The organism is Rhodothermales bacterium (assembly GCA_039944855.1).
Lineage (GTDB): Bacteria > Bacteroidota > Rhodothermia > Rhodothermales > JANQRZ01 > JBBSMX01.
The window spans coordinates 113,482-134,350 of sequence record JBDUXZ010000029.1; the positions used below are offsets into that span (position 1 = coordinate 113,482).

The 20,869-nt window shown below is 69.0% G+C and carries 17 protein-coding genes; 10 read left to right on the top strand and 7 right to left on the bottom strand.

What is annotated here, in order from left to right; all coding sequences use genetic code 11:
• From ABJF88_14735 to pgl, 4 genes are all read left to right on the top strand, one after another.
• Positions 1-1,035, top strand: coding sequence for a mechanosensitive ion channel family protein (locus tag ABJF88_14735; GenBank protein MEP0548189.1), 1,035 nt, complete (start codon positions 1-3; stop codon positions 1,033-1,035).
• A gap of 142 nt (positions 1,036-1,177) precedes the next feature.
• Positions 1,178-2,104, top strand: a complete 927-nt coding sequence (gene gnd / locus ABJF88_14740; protein MEP0548190.1) for a phosphogluconate dehydrogenase (NAD(+)-dependent, decarboxylating) — start codon at positions 1,178-1,180, stop codon at positions 2,102-2,104.
• Positions 2,105-2,201: 97 nt separating this feature from the next.
• Complete coding sequence (gene zwf / locus ABJF88_14745) at positions 2,202-3,641, top strand: glucose-6-phosphate dehydrogenase (protein ID MEP0548191.1); 1,440 nt, start codon at positions 2,202-2,204, stop codon at positions 3,639-3,641.
• 295 nt (positions 3,642-3,936) lie between these two features.
• Positions 3,937-4,671, top strand: coding sequence for a 6-phosphogluconolactonase (gene pgl / locus ABJF88_14750; protein ID MEP0548192.1), 735 nt, complete (start codon positions 3,937-3,939; stop codon positions 4,669-4,671).
• Between the two features lie 7 nt (positions 4,672-4,678).
• On the opposite strand, the gene ABJF88_14755 is transcribed toward pgl, so the two are convergent.
• Positions 4,679-5,560 carry an SDR family oxidoreductase gene (locus tag ABJF88_14755; protein MEP0548193.1) on the bottom strand — a complete coding sequence of 294 codons (882 nt, stop codon included), beginning with the start codon at positions 5,558-5,560 and terminating at the stop codon, positions 4,679-4,681.
• A 168-nt stretch (positions 5,561-5,728) separates the two neighbouring features.
• Between ABJF88_14755 and ABJF88_14760 the strand changes: the two genes are divergently transcribed.
• Positions 5,729-6,670 (top strand): NAD(P)/FAD-dependent oxidoreductase, encoded by a 942-nt coding sequence (locus tag ABJF88_14760; GenBank protein ID MEP0548194.1) that lies wholly within the window; start codon positions 5,729-5,731, stop codon positions 6,668-6,670.
• Here ABJF88_14760 and ABJF88_14765 read toward each other — a convergent pair.
• Together ABJF88_14765 and ABJF88_14770 are read right to left on the bottom strand one after the other, a co-directional pair.
• Positions 6,664-8,658, bottom strand: coding sequence for a dehydrogenase E1 component subunit alpha/beta (locus ABJF88_14765; protein MEP0548195.1), 1,995 nt, complete (start codon positions 8,656-8,658; stop codon positions 6,664-6,666). The genes ABJF88_14760 and ABJF88_14765 overlap by 7 nt on opposite strands.
• Before the next feature lie 138 nt (positions 8,659-8,796).
• Positions 8,797-10,311, bottom strand: coding sequence for a sugar transferase (locus ABJF88_14770; GenBank protein ID MEP0548196.1), 1,515 nt, complete (start codon positions 10,309-10,311; stop codon positions 8,797-8,799).
• A gap of 226 nt (positions 10,312-10,537) precedes the next feature.
• Between ABJF88_14770 and ABJF88_14775 the strand changes: the two genes are divergently transcribed.
• The 3 genes from ABJF88_14775 (at position 10,538) to ABJF88_14785 (ending at position 14,278) form a co-directional block, all read left to right on the top strand.
• Positions 10,538-12,205 (top strand): hypothetical protein, encoded by a 1,668-nt coding sequence (locus ABJF88_14775; protein ID MEP0548197.1) that lies wholly within the window; start codon positions 10,538-10,540, stop codon positions 12,203-12,205.
• 133 nt (positions 12,206-12,338) lie between these two features.
• Positions 12,339-13,133, top strand: a complete 795-nt coding sequence (locus tag ABJF88_14780; GenBank protein MEP0548198.1) for a phosphatase PAP2 family protein — start codon at positions 12,339-12,341, stop codon at positions 13,131-13,133.
• 74 nt (positions 13,134-13,207) lie between these two features.
• Positions 13,208-14,278, top strand: a complete 1,071-nt coding sequence (locus ABJF88_14785) for a DUF2156 domain-containing protein (protein MEP0548199.1) — start codon at positions 13,208-13,210, stop codon at positions 14,276-14,278.
• 6 nt (positions 14,279-14,284) lie between these two features.
• Here ABJF88_14785 and ABJF88_14790 read toward each other — a convergent pair whose 3' ends face one another.
• Both ABJF88_14790 and ABJF88_14795 read right to left on the bottom strand, forming a co-directional pair.
• Positions 14,285-15,013, bottom strand: coding sequence for a TonB family protein (locus ABJF88_14790; GenBank protein ID MEP0548200.1), 729 nt, complete (start codon positions 15,011-15,013; stop codon positions 14,285-14,287).
• Between the two features lie 2 nt (positions 15,014-15,015).
• Complete coding sequence (locus ABJF88_14795; protein MEP0548201.1) at positions 15,016-16,104, bottom strand: PorV/PorQ family protein; 1,089 nt, start codon at positions 16,102-16,104, stop codon at positions 15,016-15,018.
• Between the two features lie 203 nt (positions 16,105-16,307).
• On the opposite strand from ABJF88_14795, the gene ABJF88_14800 reads away from it, so the two are divergent.
• Positions 16,308-17,510 (top strand): class I SAM-dependent rRNA methyltransferase, encoded by a 1,203-nt coding sequence (locus ABJF88_14800; GenBank protein MEP0548202.1) that lies wholly within the window; start codon positions 16,308-16,310, stop codon positions 17,508-17,510.
• Here ABJF88_14800 and rsmB read toward each other — a convergent pair.
• Positions 17,507-18,868 (bottom strand): 16S rRNA (cytosine(967)-C(5))-methyltransferase RsmB, encoded by a 1,362-nt coding sequence (gene rsmB, locus ABJF88_14805; GenBank protein ID MEP0548203.1) that lies wholly within the window; start codon positions 18,866-18,868, stop codon positions 17,507-17,509. The genes ABJF88_14800 and rsmB overlap by 4 nt on opposite strands.
• 367 nt (positions 18,869-19,235) lie before the next feature.
• Here rsmB and ABJF88_14810 point away from each other — a divergent pair, with 367 nt between their 5' ends.
• Positions 19,236-19,472 (top strand): hypothetical protein, encoded by a 237-nt coding sequence (locus ABJF88_14810; GenBank protein MEP0548204.1) that lies wholly within the window; start codon positions 19,236-19,238, stop codon positions 19,470-19,472.
• Here the strand turns inward: ABJF88_14810 and ABJF88_14815 are convergent.
• The gene (locus ABJF88_14815) at positions 19,447-20,868 is read right to left on the bottom strand and encodes an FAD-dependent oxidoreductase (protein ID MEP0548205.1); all 1,422 of its coding nucleotides are present in this window, start codon (positions 20,866-20,868) and stop codon (positions 19,447-19,449) included. The two genes, ABJF88_14810 and ABJF88_14815, sit on opposite strands and share 26 nt — an antisense overlap.
• Position 20,869 lies beyond the last annotated feature (1 nt).

A 20,869-nucleotide genomic window follows, 5' to 3' on the forward strand; every position in this document is an offset into this window, starting at 1 on the left:
ATGGCTCAAGATCCCACAAACGTCCTCGACCAGGCCGCCGACTCTCTCGCCGCCGATTCGCTCGCCGCCGACTCCGCGCGCGTGGACACGACGGACGCCGTCAGCCGGATCACGCAGAACCTCGAAGAGACCGGCCGCGCCCTCCGCGAAGGCCGCTTCGACGACGTCTACGAGCAGATCTCGACCGCCCTCTTCGCGTTCGTCCTCGACGGTCTGATCCCGGCGCTCCTCACGCTCGTCCTTTTCTACTTCATCTACGCCGTGCTCTCGCGGCTGCTCGAGGGCGGGCTGCGCCGGAGTCGGAAGATCGACCTCGGCATTCAGCAGTTGCTGATGAAGACGTTCCGGCTGCTGCTGTTCTCGTTCGCGGCGATCGTAGCGCTCGACCAGCTCGGGATGAACGTCGGCGCGCTCATCGCCGGGCTCGGGATCGCCGGCATCGCCCTCGGCTTCGCCGCCCGCGACACCCTCGAGAACTTCATCTCCGGCATCACGATCCTTCTCGACCAGCCCTTCCGCGTGGGCGACAACGTCGTGATCGAGGACACGTTCGGGACCGTGCAGGAGATCACGCTCCGCTCGACGCGCATCCGCACGCTCAACAACGAGGTGGCCGTGCTGCCGAACGCGCACATGATCCAGAACAAGGTCATCAACCACACCCTCCTCGGCGTGCTCCGCATCGTCGTCCCGTTCGGAATCGCGTACAAGGAGTACCCCCAGCAGGCCCGCGAGGCCGTGATGAAGACGACCGAGGGCGACGCCCGCCTCCACCCCGACTACCCGCCGCACGTCGTCGTGACGCAGATGAACGATTCGAGCGTGGACATGGAGCTCCGGCTGTTCCTCAAGGACCCGAAGCTGGAGATCCCCGTCCGCTTCGAGTACCTCGAAAAAGTCCGCGAGGCCCTGCGCGCGGCCGACATCGAGATCCCGTTCCCCCACCTCCAGCTCTTCATCGACGAGGCGCAGGCGTTCCGCGACGCCCCGTTCATGCGGCCGGGCCCGCCGCCCGACCGCCGCGCCGAGGCGTGAGGCGAGGCCGTGCCGCGGCTTCCGCTGCGAGGAAAGACCGGTTCAGCTCGGGCGTGTGGATGTGGTCGCCACTGCATACATTAAAGCCGTGCGCTTTCAGCACGTACCGTCCGCTCCCTTGCTCACCTCACCCTCCCCTCCTATGCAGATCGGAATCATCGGCCTCGGTAAAATGGGCGGCGGCATCATCCGCCGTCTCCACCGCGCCGGCCTCGACCCCATCGGGTACGCTCGCAGCGAAAAAGACGTCAACGCGCTGGAGGCGGACGGCATCCGAGCCGCGCACTCCTTCGACGAGCTCGCCAAGAAACAGGGCTCCCCGTGCGTGTTCTGGCTGATGGTGCCGTCCGGGCCTGTCGTGGACAGCGTCATCGAGAGCCTGGAGCCCCAGCTCGGCCCGGGCTGCATCATCGTCGATGGCGGCAACTCGAACTACAAGGATTCGATGCGGCGGGGCAAAGAGTTGGAAGCGCGCGGCATCCACTTCGTCGACGCCGGCGTGAGCGGGGGCGTGTGGGGGCTCGAAGGCGGCTACTGCATGATGGTCGGCGGCTCGGACGAAGCCGTGGACGTGCTGCGGCCCGTCTTCGAAGCCCTCGCCCCGGCCCCGGACAAAGGGTGGGGCCACATGGGACCCTGCGGCTCCGGGCACTTCGTCAAGATGGTCCACAACGGCATCGAGTACGGCCTGATGCAGGCCTACGCCGAAGGCTTCGCCATCATGGAGGCGAAGAAGGAGTTCGGTCTCGACCTCGAGCAAATCTCGAACGTGTGGCAGTACGGCAGCGTGATCCGCTCGTGGCTGCTCGAACTCGTCGAGCTCGCGCTCCAGGCTGAAGGGCATCAGCTGGAAGCCATCGCGCCCCACGTCACCGACTCCGGCATGGGCCGGTGGACGGCGAATGAGGCCATCGAACTCAGCGTACCGGCTCCCGTCCTCACGCACTCGCTGATGGCACGGTTCGAGTCCCGCGACACGATTGGCTTCCACCACCGTATGCTGGCCGCCCTCCGCAATCAGTTCGGTGGCCACGCCATGCAGGCTGCTGAAGCCGACGAGAAAAGCTGATCTCCACGAGGCGCGGCAGTCCGGGAACGGGCCTGCCGCGCCGCCGTCGGCCTGGCGATATCCTCCTTCCCCCTCCTCACTCGACCCGCGTAGCGCGATGGACTCCTGCCTCTTCATCCTTTTCGGCGCCACCGGTGACCTCGCCCGCCGCAAGCTCATCCCTGCCCTCTACAACGGGCTCGTCCAACGGGCCGAGCGAGGCAAAGTCGTCATCCTCGGCGTCGGCCGCTCGGACTGGAACGACGAGCGGATGCGCGAGGAGACCGTCAGCGCCCTCCGCGACGACGGCGTCGACGACGAGGGGTTGGAGGCGTGGTGCGGCGACTGCGTCGCGTACCAGCAGATCGGCGGAGACGGAGGGATGGCTCCGCTTTTCGAGCGCGCGGCCCAGCTCGAAAAAGAGCACGGCCTCGCGGGCAACCGGATCTACTACCTCGCCCTGCCCCCGTCCGTCTTCTCGAAGGCCATCGAAGACATCGGCGACGACGACGAATCGCAGAAGCGCGAGGGCTGGACGCGGCTCGTCATCGAGAAGCCGTTCGGCCACGACCTCGCATCGGCGAAGGCGCTCAACGACCTCGTCCACCAGCATTTCGACGAGAGTCAGATCTACCGGATCGACCACTACCTCGGCAAAGAGACGGTGCAGAACCTGCTCGTCTTCCGCTTCGGGAACGCCATCTTCGAGTCGCTCTGGGACCGGAACCACATCGACCGCGTCGAGATCACCGTCGCCGAGTCGATCGGCGTCGAGGGGCGGGCGGGGTACTACGACACGTCGGGCGCGCTCCGCGACATGATCCAGAACCACCTCACGCAGCTCCTCACGCTCACGGCGATGGAGCCGCCCGCCACGCTCAGCGCGAACCCCATCCGGCGCGAGAAGCTGAAGGTGCTCCACTCGATCGCCCCCATCGACCCCCGCGAGGTCATCTTCGGCCGCTACACGGCCGCCAACGGGCAGGAAGGCTACCTCGACCACGACGGCGTGCCCGCCGACTCCACGACGGAGACGTTCGTCGCGCTCCGCCTCCGCATCGAGAACTGGCGCTGGCAGGGCGTCCCGTTCATCCTCCGCTCCGGCAAGCGCATGCCGACGCGGGTCACCGACATCGACGTCTACTTCCGCTGCCCGCCCGTCCAACTCTTCGGCGGAGCCGACCACTGCTCGATCTCGCGGAACGTCCTCCGCATCCGGCTCCAGCCGGACGAGGGGTTCACGCTCGGCTTCGAGGTGAAGAAGCCAGGCAGCGGGTTCCAGCTCTCCAGCCAGGAGTTCGATTTCGACTACGAGCAGGCCTTCGGCCCGCTCCCCTCGGGCTACGAAACCCTGCTCGCCGACGTCGCCGCGGGCGACCAGACGCTCTTTGTCCACGCCGATGAGACCGAGGCCGCGTGGGCGCTCTACGAGCCCCTCCTCGACGCCGGCATCCCCGTCCGCGAGTACCCCTCCGGCACGTGGGGGCCGGGCCAGGCCGCCCGCATGATCATCGGCGACCAGCGCGAACCGACGCCGGAAGAGGAGGTCGCCACGTGAGAGGGGATTGCAGGGTAAAGGGTGAAGGGTAAAAGGAGATCACCCCGCCCTCGGCGCTCCCTCGTCCGGGGACTAAGGGCTTCTCCGAAGAGTACCCCTTGTCATCCTGAGCGCAGCGAAGGATCTCCTCGGGTCAGACGATTCCGCTCAAATCGAGGAGATCCTTCCGTCGCTGCGCTCCCTCAGAATGACACATTCTCATAATGACACATTGGGGCTTTTCGGATAGGCCCTACCCTCTGCCCTTCTCCCTCCCACTTCACCCTTTTCACTTCACCCTTCACCCTTTCAACCGATGATCGCGCCCGAGGTATTCACGTTCGCCAGCACGGCCCGCCTCTCCCGCGCCGCTGCCGAAACCGTCGTCGAGACGCTGCGCGCGGCGATTCAACGGCACGGCCGCGCGTCGTTCGTGCTCACGGGCGGGGGCACCCCGCGCCCGCTCTACCAACTCCTCGCGACGGACTACCGCAACGCCCTCGACTGGCAACGCGTCGAAGTCCTCTTCGGGGACGAGCGGCACGTCCCCCACGACGACGCGGACAGCAACTTCCTGATGGCCCGGGACACTCTCCTCGACGGCCTCCCGCTTTCGCCCGACCGCGTCCACCCGATCCCGACGGGCAGCACGCCCGAGGCCGACGCCCGCGCCTACGAGCAGACCTTGCGCGGCCTGTTCGACGGAGACGTGCCGGCCTTCGACCTCGTCCTCCTCGGCATGGGAGCGGATGGGCACGTCGCGTCCCTCTTTCCCGGCAGCCCGGCGCTCGACGAGGCCGAGCGGTGGGTCGTTGCGGCCGAGGCGCCGCCGAGCAGCCCCGTCCACGACCGCGTCACCCTCACGTTCCCGGCCATCAATGCGGCACACACCGTCCTCTTCCTCGTCGCGGGCGAGAGCAAGCGCGACGCGCTCACCGCCGTCCTCCGTGGCCCGGAAAATGCCCCGCCGGCGGAGCGCGTAGAGGCCCGGGAACGGCTGTTGTGGTACGTGGACGACGACGCCTACGGCCCCGGCGCCGACGCGGTGTAGCCGTGCGCTACCCGCCGACGACCTCGCCGCCGTTGATGTGGATCGTCTGTCCGGTCACGTAGGAGGAGTCGTTCGAGGCGAGGTAGACGTAGGCCGGCGCGATCTCCTCCGGCTGCCCCGCCCGTCCCATCGGCACGTCGGTCCCGAACTCGGCCACCTTCTCCTCGTCGAATGAGGCGACAATGAGCGGCGTCCACACCGGGCCGGGCGCGACGGAGTTGACGCGGATCTTCTTTTCCAGCACCTCCTCGTTCTGCGCGAGCGACCGAGTGAAGGCCACGATCGCCCCCTTCGTGCTGGAATAGTCGAGCAGGCCGGGGCTGCCGCGGAAGGCCGTGACGGAGCACGTGTTGATAATCGCACCGCCTTCGGGGAGGTGTTCGAGCGCGGCCTTCGTCGTGAAGAAGTGCGCGAAGATGTTGGTTCGGAACGTGGTATCGAGCTGCTCCTCTGTGATGTCGCCGATCCGCTTCTGCAGAAACTGGACGGCCGCGTTGTTGACGAGCACGTCGAGCCGGCCGAACGCCTCCACCGTGGCTTCGACGGCGCGACGACACTCCGCTTCCTGCTTAACGTCGGCCTGGATGAGCAGGCACCGCGTGCCCTCCTCCTCGACCGCGCGCTTCGTCGCGCGGGCGTCTTTCTCTTCGTCGAGATACACGATGGCGACGTCGGCGCCTTCGCGGGCGAACAGGACGGCGACGGCGCGGCCGATCCCGCTGTCGCCGCCTGTGATGAGGGCCGCTTTGCCGTCAAGCTTGCCCGAACCCGGGTAATCGGGGTTCTCGAACGCCGGCTGCGGCGTCATCTCGTGTTCGTCGCCGGGCTGATCGCCCTGATGCTGCGGCGGGAAAGCGTTTTTATCCTTGTTTTTCTGGTCGTCGGACATGGCAGAGGGAAGAGGAAAGGAGAGGGGCGAGGCCGCACAAAGAGAGGCCGGGCGCGCGGCTCTACTCAAACCGAACGATGGCGAGTGGAGGTTCCAGACTTGCGCATTTCAGCGCGGAACCGACGCCGATCCCGCGCCCTTTCACCCCTCCCCTCGCCCGCATCTCCTATGCAGACCTACGACGTGCTCATCGTCGGCGGCGGCCCCGCCGGGCTCAACGCCGCCCTCGTCCTCGCCCGCTGCCGGCGCTCCGTGCTCGTCGTCGATGCCGGCGAGCCGCGCAACGCGCCGTCCCGCGCGCTCCACGGTTTCCTCACGCGCGACGGCATGGCCCCCGCTGACTTCCTCCGGCTTGGACGTGAAGAGGTCGAGGGCTACGGCGTCGACATCGTGAACGCGAAGGTGACGGAGGCGCGCACGCTCGACGAGGGTTCCGACGCTGCGTTCGAGGTCACGGTCGAAGATGGGCGGACGCTCCGCTCGCGGAAGCTCCTCCTCGCCACCGGCATCCGCGACCGGCTCCCCGATGTCGATGGGGCGAATGACTTCTTCGGGCGCGGCCTGTATTACTGCCCGTACTGCGACGCGTGGGAGCACCGCGACGAGCCGATTGCCGCGTTTGGCCGAGGCCGCGCCGTCATCGGGGCCGCCGTCGCGCTCACGACGTGGTCCGGCGACGTCACCGCCTGCACCGACGGCGAACCCATCTCCGACGACGACCGGGCGTGGCTCGACGCGAATGGGGTTGCCCTGCGCGAGGAGCCGGTGACCCGGCTCGAAGGCAGCGACGTGCTCGAACGAGTCTGCTTCGCGGAGGGCCCGCCGCTCGAATGCCGCGCGCTCTTTTTCAACACGTCGCGCACGCAACATTCCCCGCTCCCCCGCCTGCTCGGCTGCGAAAGCGACGAGCGAGGCGAGATCGTCACCGAGTCCAACAAAGGCACGTGCGTGCCCGGCCTCTTCGTGGCCGGCGATGCCGACGGCGACACCGAGTTCATCGTTGTCGCGGCGGCCGAGGGCGCGCAGGCGGCCGTCGCCATCAACCACGAATTGCAAGAGGAAGCGCACACGGAGCGCCCGGAAAAACCGGTGCCGGCTGCGCCTCAGTAGGCGAGCACGTGCTCGACGGCCGCGCGCAGCTTGCCCCGCGCCGAGTAGACCTGCGCCTCGACCCCTTTCGAGAACGGGATCGGAAGGTCCTCCGACGCCACACGGATCGGCGGTGCGTCGAGGTGCTCGAACCCCTCCTCGATGAGTTGGGCGGCGACTTCAGCCCCGAAGCCGGCCGTCCGCTGTGCCTCGTGGAGCACGAGCAGCCGGTTCGTCTTCGCGAGCGAGCGGAGCACCGTCGCCCGGTCCCACGGCACGAGCGTCCGCAGGTCGACGATCTCGACCTCCGCCCCGCGCTCGGCCCAGTGCGCGGCCTCTTCGCGAGCCCACTGCACGCCCACGCCCCACGTCACCAGCGTGAGATCCGCGCCCTCGCGCACCACGTTGGCCTCACCGAGCGCAATCGTGAACGGCGCATCCGGCACGTCGCCCTTGAGCGAGCGGTAGAGGTGCTTATGCTCGAAAAAGAGGACCGGGTTCGGGTCTTCGATCGACGCCATCAGCAGGCCCTTCGCATCGGCGGGCGTGCCGGGGATAACGACTTTGAGGCCGGGCGCGTGCGCGAACCACGCCTCGGGGCTCTGCGAGTGGAACGGCCCCGCCCCGATCCCCCCGCCGAACGGCGCGCGGATCGTCACGTTCAGCGGCTCGTTCCAGCGGTAGTGCGTCGTGCCGAGGTTGTTCACGATCTGGTTGAACCCGCACGTGATGAAGTCGGCGTACTGCATCTCGACGACGGGCGAGAAGCCTTCGAGCGCGAGCCCCATCGCGCAGCCGAGCGCGCCGCTCTCAATGATCGGCGTGTTGCGGATGCGGGCTTTGCCGAACTGCTCGACGAAGCCCTGCGTGACTTTGAACACGCCGCCGTACTCCGCCACGTCCTGCCCCATCAGCACGACGCGGTCGTCGGCTTCCATCGCCTGCCGGAGCCCGTCCTGCACGGCGTCGATGAAGCGCTTCTCGGTGGCCGCGCCCTCTGGTGTGGTCGTCGCGGCGGACGACGGGGCGAAGAGCGCGGCGCGCTCCGTCTCCAAATCGCTCTCGACGTCGGGCTGCCGGAGGGCCCACTCGGCGACCTCCTCGATCTCGGCGGCGAGTGCGGCGTCGATCTCGGCCACCTCGGTCTCGGAGAGCCAGCCTTCGGCGAGGGCGTGTCTTTGATATTGCAATAACGGATCACGGTCGGACCACGCCTCCATGAGCGCGTCGGGCACGTACTTCGTCCCGCTCGCCTCCTCGTGCCCGCGCATCCGAAACGTCTTCATCTCCAGCAGCGTCGGCCCCTCGCCCGCTCGGCCCCGCGCGGCCGCCCGCGCCACGGCGTCGATCACGGCGAGCACATCGTTGCCGTCCACGACCTCGCCCGCCATCCCGTAGCCCGCCGCCGCGTCGGCGATGTCTTCGACGGCCATCGCCTCGTTCGTCGGCGTCGAGAGCCCGTAGCGGTTGTTCTCGACGACGAAGAGCACGGGCAGCTTCCACACGGCGGCGAGGTTGAGCGCCTCGTGGAAATCGCCCTCCCGCGTCGCCCCTTCGCCGACGAACGCGCAGGCGACGAAACCCTCGTCCTTCAGTTGCGACGCGAGCCCGAAGCCGGTCGCGACGGGCAGCATCGCCGCGAGGTGCGAGATCATCCCGACGATGCGGTGCTCGAGTGTTCCGAAGTGGAACGTCCGGTCGCGGCCGTTCGTGAAGCCGCCCTCCTTCCCCATGAGCTGGCAGAAGAGCCGGTCGAGCGGGAGGCCGCGCGTCGTCCACACGCCGAGGTTGCGGTGCATCGGGAGGATCACGTCGCGCTCGCCGAGCGCCCACGCGCAGCCGACGGCGATGGCTTCCTGCCCGTAGCCGGAGAACCACTTCGAGAGCCGGTTCTGCCGGATCAGCCGCAGCATCTTCTCCTCGATCGTCCGGGGCAGCCGGAGCGCGCGATACAGCGCCGCGGGATCGGCTACGGGTTGGGAGTTCGAGGTCGTGGGTTTGGATTTCACAGCAGCCACGGCAGACGCTAGCGAGGGGTTGAATAGCAAAGCCGCACCCGATCAATCCGGCGCGGCTCGTGAAAGGAACGGGGCGGCGAAGTTAGCACCCAATCACCAAATCAGCGAATCTCCCGATAACCCAATCGCTCAATGCCCCTGCCGACCGAGCGTCGTACGAATCGTCTGGAGCAGGATCTGGAAGTCCATGCGCAGGCTCATGTTCTCGATGTAAAAGAGGTCGTACTTCAGCTTCTGCCGGACGTCTTCGAGGTCCTGATCGTAGCGCCACTTCACCTGGGCAAGGCCCGTAACGCCGGGCTGGATGCGGTGGCGGCGGCTATAGAGCGGGATCTCGCGCGCGAGCCGCTCGACGAAGTAAGGGCGTTCGGGGCGCGGGCCGACGAGGCTCATCTCGCCCTTCAGCACGTTCCACATCTGCGGGATCTCGTCGATGCGGAGGGCGCGGAGCCACGGGCCGATCGGTGTGTAGCGCGAGTCGCCTTTCTGTGCCCACACGGGACCGGTGTGGCGCTCGGCGTCGTCCTGCATCGTGCGGAATTTGTACATCGTGAACGGCTTGCCGTGCTGCCCCGCCCGCGTCTGCCGGTAGATCGCGGGGCCGTCCGAGGTGAGCTTGACGAGGGCCGCTACCGCCAGCCACAGTGGCATCCCGACTACGAGCACGACGGCGCTGACGACGACGTCGAGGATCCGCTTCGTGTGGCGTTCCCACGCCGGGATCGGCTCCGGGAGGACTTCGATGAGCGGCAGCCCGTACATGTGCTCGGTCCGCGCCATTCCGCCGATCACGGTGTAGAAGTCGGGCACGAGCTTGAGCGCGACGGGGCGGCCGTCGCAGACGCGGAGGACTTCGTCGAGGTAAGCGTGGTCGTCGGTGCCGAGGGCGATGAGCACGTCCTGCACGCCGAGCCGGTCGATGAGGCCGGGGAGCGCGGCGATGGAGTGGACGGCCGTCGAGAGCCCGTTGCTGTTGAACGAGGGCGCCACGTCGCCGTGGTAGGTGGATGCGGGGCCGTCGCCGGCCGGGCCGTCGCCGGATGGCCCGTCGCCGCCGAAGAGGTAGGCGTCCGCCGTCCCAGCGAGCGCGAGCTCCGCCACCGGCTCCGGCTGCAGCCGCACCGCGCCGACGATTTCGAGCCCGGCCGCGGGGTAGCGTGCGACTTCGCGATAGAGTTGCTCGACTTGGGCGCTCCACCCCACGATGACGGCTTTGTGCAGCCCGTGACCTCGCAGGATCAGCGCTTTCTGGATGCTCCGCACGGCGAAGCGTCCGGCCGCGACGAACCCGACCACGCAGCCCCAGTAGAGCAGGATCGCCTTCCGTGCCGAGAGCGGGTCGAGCCGCTCGATGAAGAGGAGGAAGAAGAGCAGGAGCGTCCCGACCGTTACCACCTTGAGCAGGACCACGAACTCGTCGAACCGGCTGGCAGCGTGGCGCTCGCGGTGCATCCCCGAGAAGAGGAAGAGCACGAGCCAGAAGGCGGAGAGCACGCCCACCGACGGGAGGGCGAAGACGGATACGTCTGCCGTCGTCCCCAGCCAGCCCCACTCGGTGCGGGCGGCGTGGAACGCGAGGTAGGCGAGAGTCAGGGCGACCAGGTCGCTAAAGAGCAACGCGGCCAATTCGGCTTTGCGAGCCACAGGCGTGGGGAGGTTCTGTTACGCGTGTAGCAAGCTACCGATAGGGCCTACCCGGGTCCGGTGAAATATCACAGTGAGGTCACACGAATGTATCTACTACCGATGAATCATGCAAGCAGGGCACGCTACGATGCCCTACTTCGGGGCACGTGTGGCTGCGTTGCGCCGGGGTGGAGCCGGTGATAGCTTTGGGCTCGCCCTCCCCTTCTCCTGCGGCTTACCCCCCGTGCGCCTCCTCCCCTTCCGCCTCAGCGCTGCACTCCTCATCGTGTGCCTCGCCCCGCCGGCCTCCGCCCAGCCGGAAATCATCCCGGCCGAGCATCCGGTCTACGAGTTCCTGCACCAGCAGCGGGTCCAGGGCAAGCTCCCCGAGTACCGCCACGAACTGCGTCCGCTCGGGCGCGACCGCGTCGGGCGCCTGCTCGACAGCCTCACCGCGCGCACCACCGGCACGATGAACGCCGTCACCGCCGACTGGCTGGCACGGTACCGCCGCGAGGTCTTCGAGCCTGAGTCGGCCATCGAGACGGTAATCGGCGCGGGCGGACGGATCGCGATTCCCACGGGGGCGGAGACGGAGAAATTCCTCTACTACCACCGCGACGACGACTGGCGGCTCGCGCTCAGCGCGATCGGCCGCGTTCAGGCGCGGCGCTCGGAAGCCGAGGCGACGTACAGCGGCGTAGCAATCGTGCCGGAAGGCGTCCTTCAGGGGAATTACCGAGGCCTCGTCGGCTTCTATACGGGCACGTTCAACGGGGGGCAGGTCGCAGGCGACACGCGCGTGCTCCAGTCCGACCCCGTCCTTGCCCCACTCTACTATATCGGCCGGACCGACATCCCCCCCGGCAACTTCGACCGGGCGACGGCCTCGGTGCGGGCAGCCGGCCGGGTGTTCTCCGCCGAGATCGCCCACGCCCGCCTCCTCGTCGGCGCCTCGTTCGACGACGCGCTGATCCTGACGGAGGGTTCGGACTACTTCTCGTTCGTCCGCCTCGGCGTCGACACCCGCGTCGTGCAGTACCAGTTCATGCACGGAGCGCTCGGCGACCGCTCGTTCGACGTGCCGGGCGACGAGGACAGCTCCGTGCTCCTCGGCCCCGAACGCTACCTCGCGTTCCACCGGCTGACGCTCAACCCGTGGCACCGGCTCCAACTCGCGTTCACGGAGATGGTGGTCTACGGGCAGCGCGGCCCCGAACTCGCGTACCTCAACCCCGTCAACCCCTTCAAGCCGGCCGAGCACGCGCTCTGGGACCGCGACAACACCCTCTTCGCGCTCGAAGCCGTACTCCGACCGACCGACGGCGTCGAAGCCTACGCCACGTTCCTCGCCGACGACCTCGACACGTCGCTCCTCGGGAAGAACTCGTTCAACAACAAGTGGGCGGTGCAGGCCGGGCTCGGGGCGGCCCTCGGCCCGGCGCTCGGGTGGGTCGAATACACGCGGATCGAGCCGTTCGTCTACACCCACCGCTTCCTGCTCGACGGCTCGTTCTACAACGCCTACCAGCACAACGGCTTCGGACTCGGCCATCCGCTCGGCCCGAACGCGGACCAGGTCGAGGTCGGGCTGCGGGCGTGGGGACCGATGCGGACACGCGGCGTCGTGAAGGCGCGCTACGTCCGGCGCGGCGAGAACATCATCGACCCCGAGACCGGAGAGACAGTCCGCAACGTCGGCGGCGACATCACCGACGGGCGGCAGCCGCCCTTCACCGACTTCTCGAAGGTGTTCCTTGCGGGCGAGCGATTCGAGGGGATCGGCCTCAGCGTCGGCCTCTCGTGGGAGCCGATTCGCGATGTCGCACTCCTCCTCTTCGCCGACTACCAGCAGTGGGACGGCACGTCAAACCAGCTCTTCGTGCGCTCCGAACTCGTCGTCGACCTCTAGCGCCCGCTTCGGCCGCCATCTTCGGTCGGCCGCGCTCGTTTATTTCGGTAGCGGGAGCGGAAGGAATTTGCTACTCTGGAGGGTCCGTCCAAGCGTCCGTCTGCCGTGCGTTGCCGAGCCTATCCCCTCTCCGATGGCCCCACCCCGACCGCTGTTGTTGCCCCTCCTGCTCGCCGTGTCGCTCTTCGTCAGCTTGGTGGCGCCGGCGGCCCACGCGCAGCAGACCGACGGCGGCCGCTTCCTCCGCTGGGCCACGGACGATCCGCTCGGCGTGCTGCGTGGGCTCACGTCGCGCCACGCGATCTACACCGCCGGCGCGGGCAGCGCCCTCGTCCTCTTCACCCTCACCGACGACACGCTGACCGGGAGTGCGGGCGAAGAGCGCGATCAAGACCTCGGCCCGTTTCTGAACACGACCAACCTGATCGGCGACCCGAACCTCGCGCTGCCGGCAGCGGCGGTCGTGTTCGGGGCGACGTTGCTGACAGAGGACGCGCGGCTGCAGGACGCGGCGTTCACGTCGCTCGAAGCCGGGCTCTACGGGCATGTGCTCGCATCCGTGCTCAAGGGCTTCGCCGGGCGCGCGCGCCCCCACCGGCTGGAGGGGCCGTATGACTTCGAGCCATTCTCGGACCAGAAATCGTTCCCCTCAGGCCACACGACGCTCGCCTTCGCACTCATCACGCCGTGGGTGGTCTACTACCCCAGCCCCGCCACCTATGCCCTCTTCGGGGTCACGACGGGGACGGCCGTCGCGCGCGTCGTCGGGGGCGATCACTGGTCGTCGGACGTAGTGGCGGGAGCGGCCATCGGGATCCTTACGGGCTACGCCCTCGCCAACCGGCATCAGCGCCACCCCAGCGGCCTCCGCGTCTCGCCGACCGTCACGCAGGGCGGAGCCGGGCTGTCGCTGCGACTCTCGTTCTGACGGGGACCGGCTGACACCGGGCAAAAAATCCACCGAACACGGACGGGCCGACGATGCGAACGAGCACCGACCCCGTGGCTCCGCTGTCCGACCTCGCCCGTGCCCGCGCCCTCGTGCTCCGCCACGGGTGGAACGCGACGGCCTATCAGATCCTCAATCCGGGCATCCGCTTATGGTTCCGGCCCGACGGCGACGCCGTCGTCGGGTACGTGCGGTCGTGGCGGATGTGGGTGGTGGCCGGCTCGCCGGTCTGTGCACCCGACAACCTCGACGCGGTCGCGACGGCGTTCGAGGCCGAGGCGGCACGCCACGGCGCCCGAGTCTGCTATTTCGGCGCCGACGCCCCCCTTCGCGCGATCCGTGCCGGGCGCCCCGGCTACAGCGAGATGCTCGTCGGCGCGCAGCCGGCGTGGGACCCGGCGGACTGGCCGGAGATCGTCAGTCACAAAGCGTCGCTTCGCGCGCAGCGCAATCGAGCGGTGAACAAAGGCGTGGCCGTCGCGGAATGGGCGGCGGGGCGGGCGCACGATCACCCCGAACTGCGCCGCTGCCTCGCCGAGTGGCTACGGACGCGCGGCCTGCCCGCGATGCGCTTCCTCGTCGAGACCGAAACGCTCGGGCGGCTCCTCGACCGCCGCATGTTCGTCGCTGAACGGAACGGTGAGGCCGTGGCTTTTCTCGTGGCTTCGCCGATCCCCGCGCGGCAAGGCTGGCTCGTCGAGCAGCTCGTCCGCGGCGACCGCGCCCCGAACGGCACGGCGACGCTGCTGCTCGATGCGGCGATGCGCGCCCTCGCCGCAGAAGGCGCAAGTTTCGTCACGCTCGGCCTCTCCCCGCTCTCACAACGGGCACCGGCCGACATGGAGAACCCGCTCTGGCTCCGCGCCCTGCTCGGCTGGGTCCGCGCCCACGGCAAACGGTTCTACAACTTCGAAGGCCTCGAAGCCTTCAAGGCCAAGTTCGTCCCCGACCGCTGGGACCCGATCACCGCGCTGACGAACGAGCCCGCACCGAGCCTCCTCACGCTCCACGCCACGGCCGACGCGTTCAGCGGCGAAGGCCGCTCGCCGTTCGCATTCGTCGGGCGGGCGCTCGTCGAGGCCGTACAAAAGGAAGCGCGCACGCTCGGCGGGCTGCGCGGCTGACGCCGGTCAGTTCAGGCTGAAGAAGAACGTGATCGTGCCCGACTGATTCTCCTGCGGCGCGGCGGGCGGGAGCGGGTTGAACGTCCAGCTTCGGATCGCCTCCTGCACGGCGCGGTCGAGGTTCGGCCCGGCCCGGCGGACGAGCGGGTACGCGACGACGCTCCCGTTCGGAGCGACCGTCACGCGGACGGTCACCGTCCCGACGGCGCCGGGATTACGCGGGAGGGGGGCGCGGCGCGGCGTCCGGTTCAGCCCGTCGATCGAGTACGGGGCGCGGCGCTGCGTGCTCGTCCCCTCGTCGCCCGCTTCGGACGTGGAGCCCGTCGTGCCCACCGGGTTGCCACCGGTGCGCTCGGTCGGCGCGGGGTCGGCGACGGGGCGCTCGGGCTGTGTCTGCCGCTCCGGCTCGTTCACCGTCTGCTCCGGCGTTGGCGGGGGGACGCGCTCGGGCTCGGGCGTCGGCGTGCGCGTCGGGAGCTTGACGGGCTCGGTCTTCGCGGGCGTCGGCTTCGGCGCGGGCTTCTCCGGCTGCGGCTCGGGGCGCGGCTGCGTCGGCGCCGGCTGCTTCGTCTCGGAGCGGGCGGCGGGCTGCGCCATCTCGAACGGCCCGAACTCGACCTCGATCAGCCCGAGCGGCTGCGGCTCGGCGACGCCGGACACGATCGTAAAGATCAGCAGCAACAGGGCGTGGAGCCCTACGCTCGTCCCGAGTCCGGTCCAGTCGTCGCGTTTCATACTTAGCGGTTGACGCGGGCGAGCGCGTCCTGCGTGAGGGTATACTTCAGCGAGACGCGGTGCGAGTAGCCCAGATCCGAGCGGATGCCGCCGAAGTCGCCGAAGCCGTAGTCGACGTCGAACGCGCCGACGTTGAGCCCGGCACCGACGGTGGGCGTGACCTGGGTGCCGAAGCGCTCGGAGCTCGTCACGTCGGAGATGCCGGCGCGGAGGGCGACGACGTTGCGGTACGTCAGCTCCGTCCCGAAGCGGGGGTGGAACGACACGTCGCCGGAGTTGAAGGCGTAGGCGCGCTGCCCGTCGAAGGCGAGGTCGAAGTCGAGCCCCGTCGTGAAGCCGATGTCGTCGGTGAGCGGGAGCGTGACGCCGGTCCCGAAGCGGGCCACGGGGAGGACGATCTCGGATCCGCCGACCGGCAGGTCCTGGCCGAACACCTCGCTGATGTTGCCGAGCGCCTCGCTGTCCACGCTCCACGACTGCAGCATCCCCGTGATGTCCTGCAAGTTGACGCCGAACTGGAAGATGCCGAGCCGGTACTGCGCGCCGACGTCGACGGAGTAGCCCCACGCCGTCGCGAAGTCGCCGATGCCGCGGCGGATGACCTTCGCCGTCGCGCCGACCGAGAGGTTCGACTTGAGCTGGCGGGCGTACGAGACGAAGAACGCGTAGTCGGCGGCGGAGAAGAAGCTGATCGAGTCCGGCGTCGGGCGGTCGTTCTGCGCGTCCCACGCGTTGAGGGTGTTCGCGATGTCGTCGACGCCGCTGCGGAAGAACGAGATGCCGACGGTCGAGCGGGCGTTGACGGGGAAAACGCCCGCGCCGTAATCGAACTGCACGATGCCGTCGAAGCGCTCGGCGTGCATGTACGCGGCCTCGGGGTAGGCCGTCGCGTTGAGCCCGGCGGGGTTCCAGTAGCCAGCCGTGACGTCGTTCGCGAGGGCAACGTAGGCTCCGCCCATCCCGAGCGCCCGCCCGCCAACCCCGCCGGCGAGGAAGTCGGCGCCGTACTTCGCGACACGCTGCGCCTCGGCGGGGGCCGCAGCCACAGCGAGCAGGAGGAGGAGAAGGCCGAGCGAGCGGAGCAGATTCATCGCGGGGGCAGGCGTCTGAGAGGGATAACCGGGGAAACATCGCCAATTCGGGCGCGGAGAGCAAGGGGTATTTATCGGCCCTGCCAGCACAACGCCGTACCCACCCCGACTATTTCACACCGGGTTGGCCGCGCCTCCGCGCACGCAGCGACGCCCCCGGCGTAGGTTGGCCCCCGTCTCCGCTTCCCTACCCTCCCCTCCCCATGCCCGACTACCCGCGCGTCGTCCTCCGCCCCCACAAAGACAAAGCGATCCGGCGTGGCTACCCGTGGGTCTTCGCCAACCAGCTCGCCCGCAAGAGTGCGACGCCCAAGCGCGGCGCCGTCGTCCAGATCGAGTCGTTCGAAGGCGAGGTGTTCGGGCTCGGGCTCTACCATGACGAATCCCTCATCGCGGTCCGCTTCCTGACGCGCGACGCCGAGGCCGAGATCGACGCGGCATTCTTCAAAACGCGGATCGACCGCGCCGTCGATCTCCGCGAGGCGGCATTCCCCGACGCCACGCACGCCCGGATGGTCTTCGGCGAGAGCGACGGCCTGCCCGGCACCGTCGTGGACCGCTACGGCGACGTGCTCACGTTCACGACGCTCTCGTACGGCATGGCCGAGCGGAAGGAGTGGCTGCTCGACGCGCTCGAAGCCCGGCTCAAGCCCTCCGCGATCGTCGAGCGCAACGACGCGGCGCTGCGCGAGAAGGACGGGCTCGAGGAATCGACGGGCGTGCTGCGCGGCGAGCTCTCCGGCCCCGTCCGCATCGAGGAGCACGGCGTGCCGTTCGAGGTCGACGTGCTGAACGGGCCGAAGACAGGCTTCTTCATCGACCAGCGGCTGAACCGGCTCAGCATCCGCCCCTTTGCGAAGGGCCGCCGCGTGCTCGACGTGTTCTGCGCCGACGGTGGCTTCGGCCTCCACGCCGCCGCCGCCGGGGCCGCCCACGTCCACTTCCTCGACGCCTCCGAGGACGCCCTCGCCCGCGTCCGCCACAACGCCGAACTCGCCGGGGTCTCCGACCGCATCTCGACCGAGTCCGCCGACGCGCTCGACCGCCTCGGCAGCCTCGCCGAAGAGAAATCCGACTTCGACCTCATCGTGCTCGACCCGCCGGGCTTCGCCCAGAGCCGCCGTCACGTCGAGGCCGCGATGAAGGCGTACCAGCGCATCAACATCTCGGCGCTGCAGATCCTCCCGCCCGGCGGCCTCCTCGCCACGGCGTCGTGCTCGCAGGCCGTCTCCGAGGACGACTTCGTCAAGCTCGTCCACTACAGCGCGAAGAAGGCGGGCGCTCACCTCCGCCTGCTCCACCGCGGCGGCCAGCCGCCGGACCACCCCGTGCTGGAGTCGATGCCGGAGACGCACTACCTCAAGTTCTACCTCTTCCAGAAACTCTGGGACGAGGTGCCGGGCTAGCCTTTCCGCAGCCGGGCGGCGAAGGCGCCGTCGGTGCCGTGGCGGTGCGGGAGCGCGGCGAAGTGGCCGTCCGCCGTCACGAACGTCTCGGGCACGAAGCCGTCGGCGCGCTCGGCCTCGAAGTAGGGGTGGCGCGCGAGGAAGGCGGCGACGCGCTCGGCATTCTCCTCGGGCTCGATCGTGCACGTGCTGTAGACGAGCAGGCCGCCGGGGCGGACGAGCACGGCGGCAGCGTCGAGCAGGTCGTCCTGCAAATCGGTGAGCTGGTCGATCTCTTCGCGCGTGCGGCGCCAGCGGAGATCGGCGCGTTTGGCGAGGACGCCGAGGCCGGAGCAGGGTGCGTCGAGGAGGACGCGGTCGCCCTGCGGCGGGTTCGGTCGCTTGGCCAGTTCGCGCAGGTCCGCCGCTTCTACTTCGACCGACGACAGCCCGTGCGCGGCGGCGGCTTCGCGGACGAGGTTCGCCCGGCTCGGATGCACGTCGAACGCGAGCACGCGGCCGGCGTCTCCCATCCGCAGCGCGGCGTAGAGCGTTTTCCCACCCGGCGCGGCGGCGGGGTCCAGCACCGTCTCGTCCGGCTTCGGGTCGAGCAGACGGACGACGAGAGCGGCGGCCTCGTCCTGCACGGCGCAGCGGCCTTCGGCGAGCCACCCTTCGCGGAGCACGGGCTGGAGTTGGGCGACGGTCACGAAGTCGTCGAGCCACTCGGACGGCGTCCACTCTACCCCGAGCGCGTCGAGATCGCGGTGGAACTGCTCCGGCGTCGTGCGCAGCGTGTTGATGCGGAGCGCGTAGCGCGGGCGGGCGTTGTCGTGCGCGAGAAGAGCGGCGGTTTCGGCCTCTCCGTAGCGATCGAGCCAGCGGCGCGTGATCCACGTCGGATGCGAGTGGCGGACGGCGAGGTCGCGCTCGGGCCGCCCGGTGTCGGGCTCGGGGAGTCGGTCGCGCTGCCGGAGCACGGCGCGGAGCACGCCGTTGACGAGCCCACCCGCCTTCGGCCGGACGTGGCGCTTGGCGAGTTCGACGGCCTCGTTGACGGCGGCGTGCTCGGGCGTCGAGAGGAAGAGGATGTCGTAGAGCCCGAGGCGGAGGATCTGCCGGAGCACGGGCTCCATGCTCTCCAGATCGCCCCGATAGAAATGGGAGAGCAGGAAGTCGAGCCACCGACGCTGCCGCGTGATCCCGGCGACGTACTCGGCCGACTGCCGCTCTTCGCGAGCGTCCTCCTCGGTGTCGGTCGCTCCGTGGTCCATGAGCCCGACGTAGGCTCCCTCCTGCTCGATGCGGAGGAGGCGGGCGAGTGCTCGCTCGCGGGCGGATACGAGGGTGGGATCGGAGGATGAATCAGGAAGCGCCATGCGTTCAGAAAAGTGATGCTGCATTCGTTGAACAACTCGAAGTGTGCCCCGCCCCTCGTCATCTCAGCGCAGGCGCTGAAAAGATGCGCTTCCAGGCTCCCCCCTTTACCCGTCATCCCGCGATGGCGGCAACCCACAGGAGGGCGGTGGCCGGTGGGTCCCCGATCAAGTCGGGGATGACTGTCTGTTGGGGCTGAAGCTCATCGATAGCGAGAAGAGATAAAAGAGGCCACGGGCTAGGGAGACGGCGTCAACCTACGACCCATCGGGGCGCGAGTTCGGCGGCCCGGATCTATCTGCGACCCGCATGGTTCGGTGTCTACCTTTCCGCGCGTCCTCTCCTCCATTTCCGTCTGCCCCCCTCCCCATGCCTACCTGCGATACCTGCGGCAACGAATACGACAAATCCTTCACCGTCACCACGTTCGCGGGCGACCAGTACGTGTTCGACTCCATCGAGTGCGCCGCCCAGAAGCTCGCGCCGAACTGCAAGAACTGCGGCGTCCGCATCCTCGGCCACGGGCTCGAATCCGACGGCACCTATTTTTGCTGCGATCACTGCGCCCAGAAATCCGGCGTCACCGGGCTGAACGACCGCGTCTGACAGTGCCGGCCGCCTTCGCCGCCACCGAAGCCGCAATCAGCAACGGGTCTACGGCCGGCGCGATCGGCGGGTTGTAGATGAGGTCTACTTCGTCGGCGATCTGCCGCGCCGTGTAGCCCTCGCGGATGAGCGGGACGAGCACGTCGGCCCGGAGCCCGGCACCTTCCTGCCCGACGAGTTCGCCGCCGAGCAATCGCCCCGTCCCGCGCTCGACGACGAACCGGACCCAGATCGGCTTCGACTTCGGGTAGACCTTCGTCCGCGACCAGTGGCGGATCGTGCTCGCCACGGCGTCGAACCCGGCCTCCCGCGCTTCCTCCAGCCCCAGCCCGACGCGGGCCGACTCCACCCCGAACGCGCAGACGCCGACGGCGCCGGTGATCGGGGCGAACGTGGCGCGGTCGCCCCGGCCTTGCCGCGCCGCGTTCCGCGCCGCCACGCGAGCCGAGCGTCGGCCGACGGGCGCGAGCGGGACGTAGACCGGCTTCCGGCGAAGGATGTGGGGCACTTCGATGCAGTCGCCGCAGGCCCAGACGTTCGCGACGTTTGTCTGCATCCCATCGTCCACGGCGATCGCGCCCGTGGCGCCGAGCTTCACGCCGGCGGCGCGGGCCAGCTCCGTGCGCGGCTCCAGCCCGATCGCGACGAGCACGAGGTCGCAGCCGATGATCTCTTTCTTATCCGTGTGCACGGCCTTCACGCGCCCCCACCGATCCGTCGCAAACGCCGTCGGAACTTCGCCACGGACGACGACGCCGCCGGCGCGAACGGCCTCGCTGACGGGCGCGCTCAGGTCGTCGGAGAGCGTGCCCGGAAGGACGCGGCCCGCCCGTTCGAGGATCGACACGCGGACGCCGCGCGAGCGGAGCGCCTCCGCCATTTCGAGCCCGATGTAGCCGCCGCCGACGACGACGGCGTGCCGCACCGGTTCGGCGTCGAGATACGCTTTGATGGCGATGGCATCCTCGTAGGTCCGCACGGCGAACACGTTCGGTGCGTCCTCCCCGTCGAGCCCGAGGCGGCGCGGCCGGGCGCCGACGGCGAGGACGAACCGGTCGAACCGCTCGTCGTGGACGCTACCAAAGTCGAGGGCTTCGACGGTGAGCGAGCGCTCGCGCGGGCGGATCGCCGTCACCCGGTGGCGCGTCTTCACGGTCCCGCCGCGCGTCGCCTCGAACTCGCGCGGCGTCAGCACTTCGAGGTCGGCCTCCTCCCCGATCAAGCCGCCGACGAAGTACGGGATCTCGCACGCGCCGACCGAGATGTGCGGTCCCTGCTCGAAGAGCACGACCTCGGCCTCGGGGTTCGTGCGGAGGGCTTCGGCGGCGGCGGCGGGGCCAGCAGCGAGGCCCCCGATGATGGCGATGCGCATGGGGCGGCGGGCGGCGAGAGACATG

Excerpts from the sequence above, each read along its gene's own strand:
- ABJF88_14810 (MEP0548204.1), top strand. The coding sequence starts at position 19,236 with ATGCCTACCTGCGATACCTGCGGCAACGAATACGACAAATCCTTCACC.
- ABJF88_14780 (MEP0548198.1), top strand. The coding sequence starts at position 12,339 with ATGGCCCCACCCCGACCGCTGTTGTTGCCCCTCCTGCTCGCCGTGTCG.
- zwf (MEP0548191.1), top strand. The coding sequence starts at position 2,202 with ATGGACTCCTGCCTCTTCATCCTTTTCGGCGCCACCGGTGACCTCGCC.
- pgl (MEP0548192.1), top strand. The coding sequence starts at position 3,937 with ATGATCGCGCCCGAGGTATTCACGTTCGCCAGCACGGCCCGCCTCTCC.
- ABJF88_14755 (MEP0548193.1), bottom strand. The coding sequence starts at position 5,560 with ATGTCCGACGACCAGAAAAACAAGGATAAAAACGCTTTCCCGCCGCAG.
- ABJF88_14800 (MEP0548202.1), top strand. The coding sequence starts at position 16,308 with ATGCCCGACTACCCGCGCGTCGTCCTCCGCCCCCACAAAGACAAAGCG.
- ABJF88_14760 (MEP0548194.1), top strand. The coding sequence starts at position 5,729 with ATGCAGACCTACGACGTGCTCATCGTCGGCGGCGGCCCCGCCGGGCTC.
- ABJF88_14735 (MEP0548189.1), top strand. The coding sequence starts at position 1 with ATGGCTCAAGATCCCACAAACGTCCTCGACCAGGCCGCCGACTCTCTC.
- rsmB (MEP0548203.1), bottom strand. The coding sequence starts at position 18,868 with ATGGCGCTTCCTGATTCATCCTCCGATCCCACCCTCGTATCCGCCCGC.
- ABJF88_14815 (MEP0548205.1), bottom strand. The coding sequence starts at position 20,868 with ATGTCTCTCGCCGCCCGCCGCCCCATGCGCATCGCCATCATCGGGGGC.
- ABJF88_14795 (MEP0548201.1), bottom strand. The coding sequence starts at position 16,104 with ATGAATCTGCTCCGCTCGCTCGGCCTTCTCCTCCTCCTGCTCGCTGTG.
- gnd (MEP0548190.1), top strand. The coding sequence starts at position 1,178 with ATGCAGATCGGAATCATCGGCCTCGGTAAAATGGGCGGCGGCATCATC.
- ABJF88_14790 (MEP0548200.1), bottom strand. The coding sequence starts at position 15,013 with ATGAAACGCGACGACTGGACCGGACTCGGGACGAGCGTAGGGCTCCAC.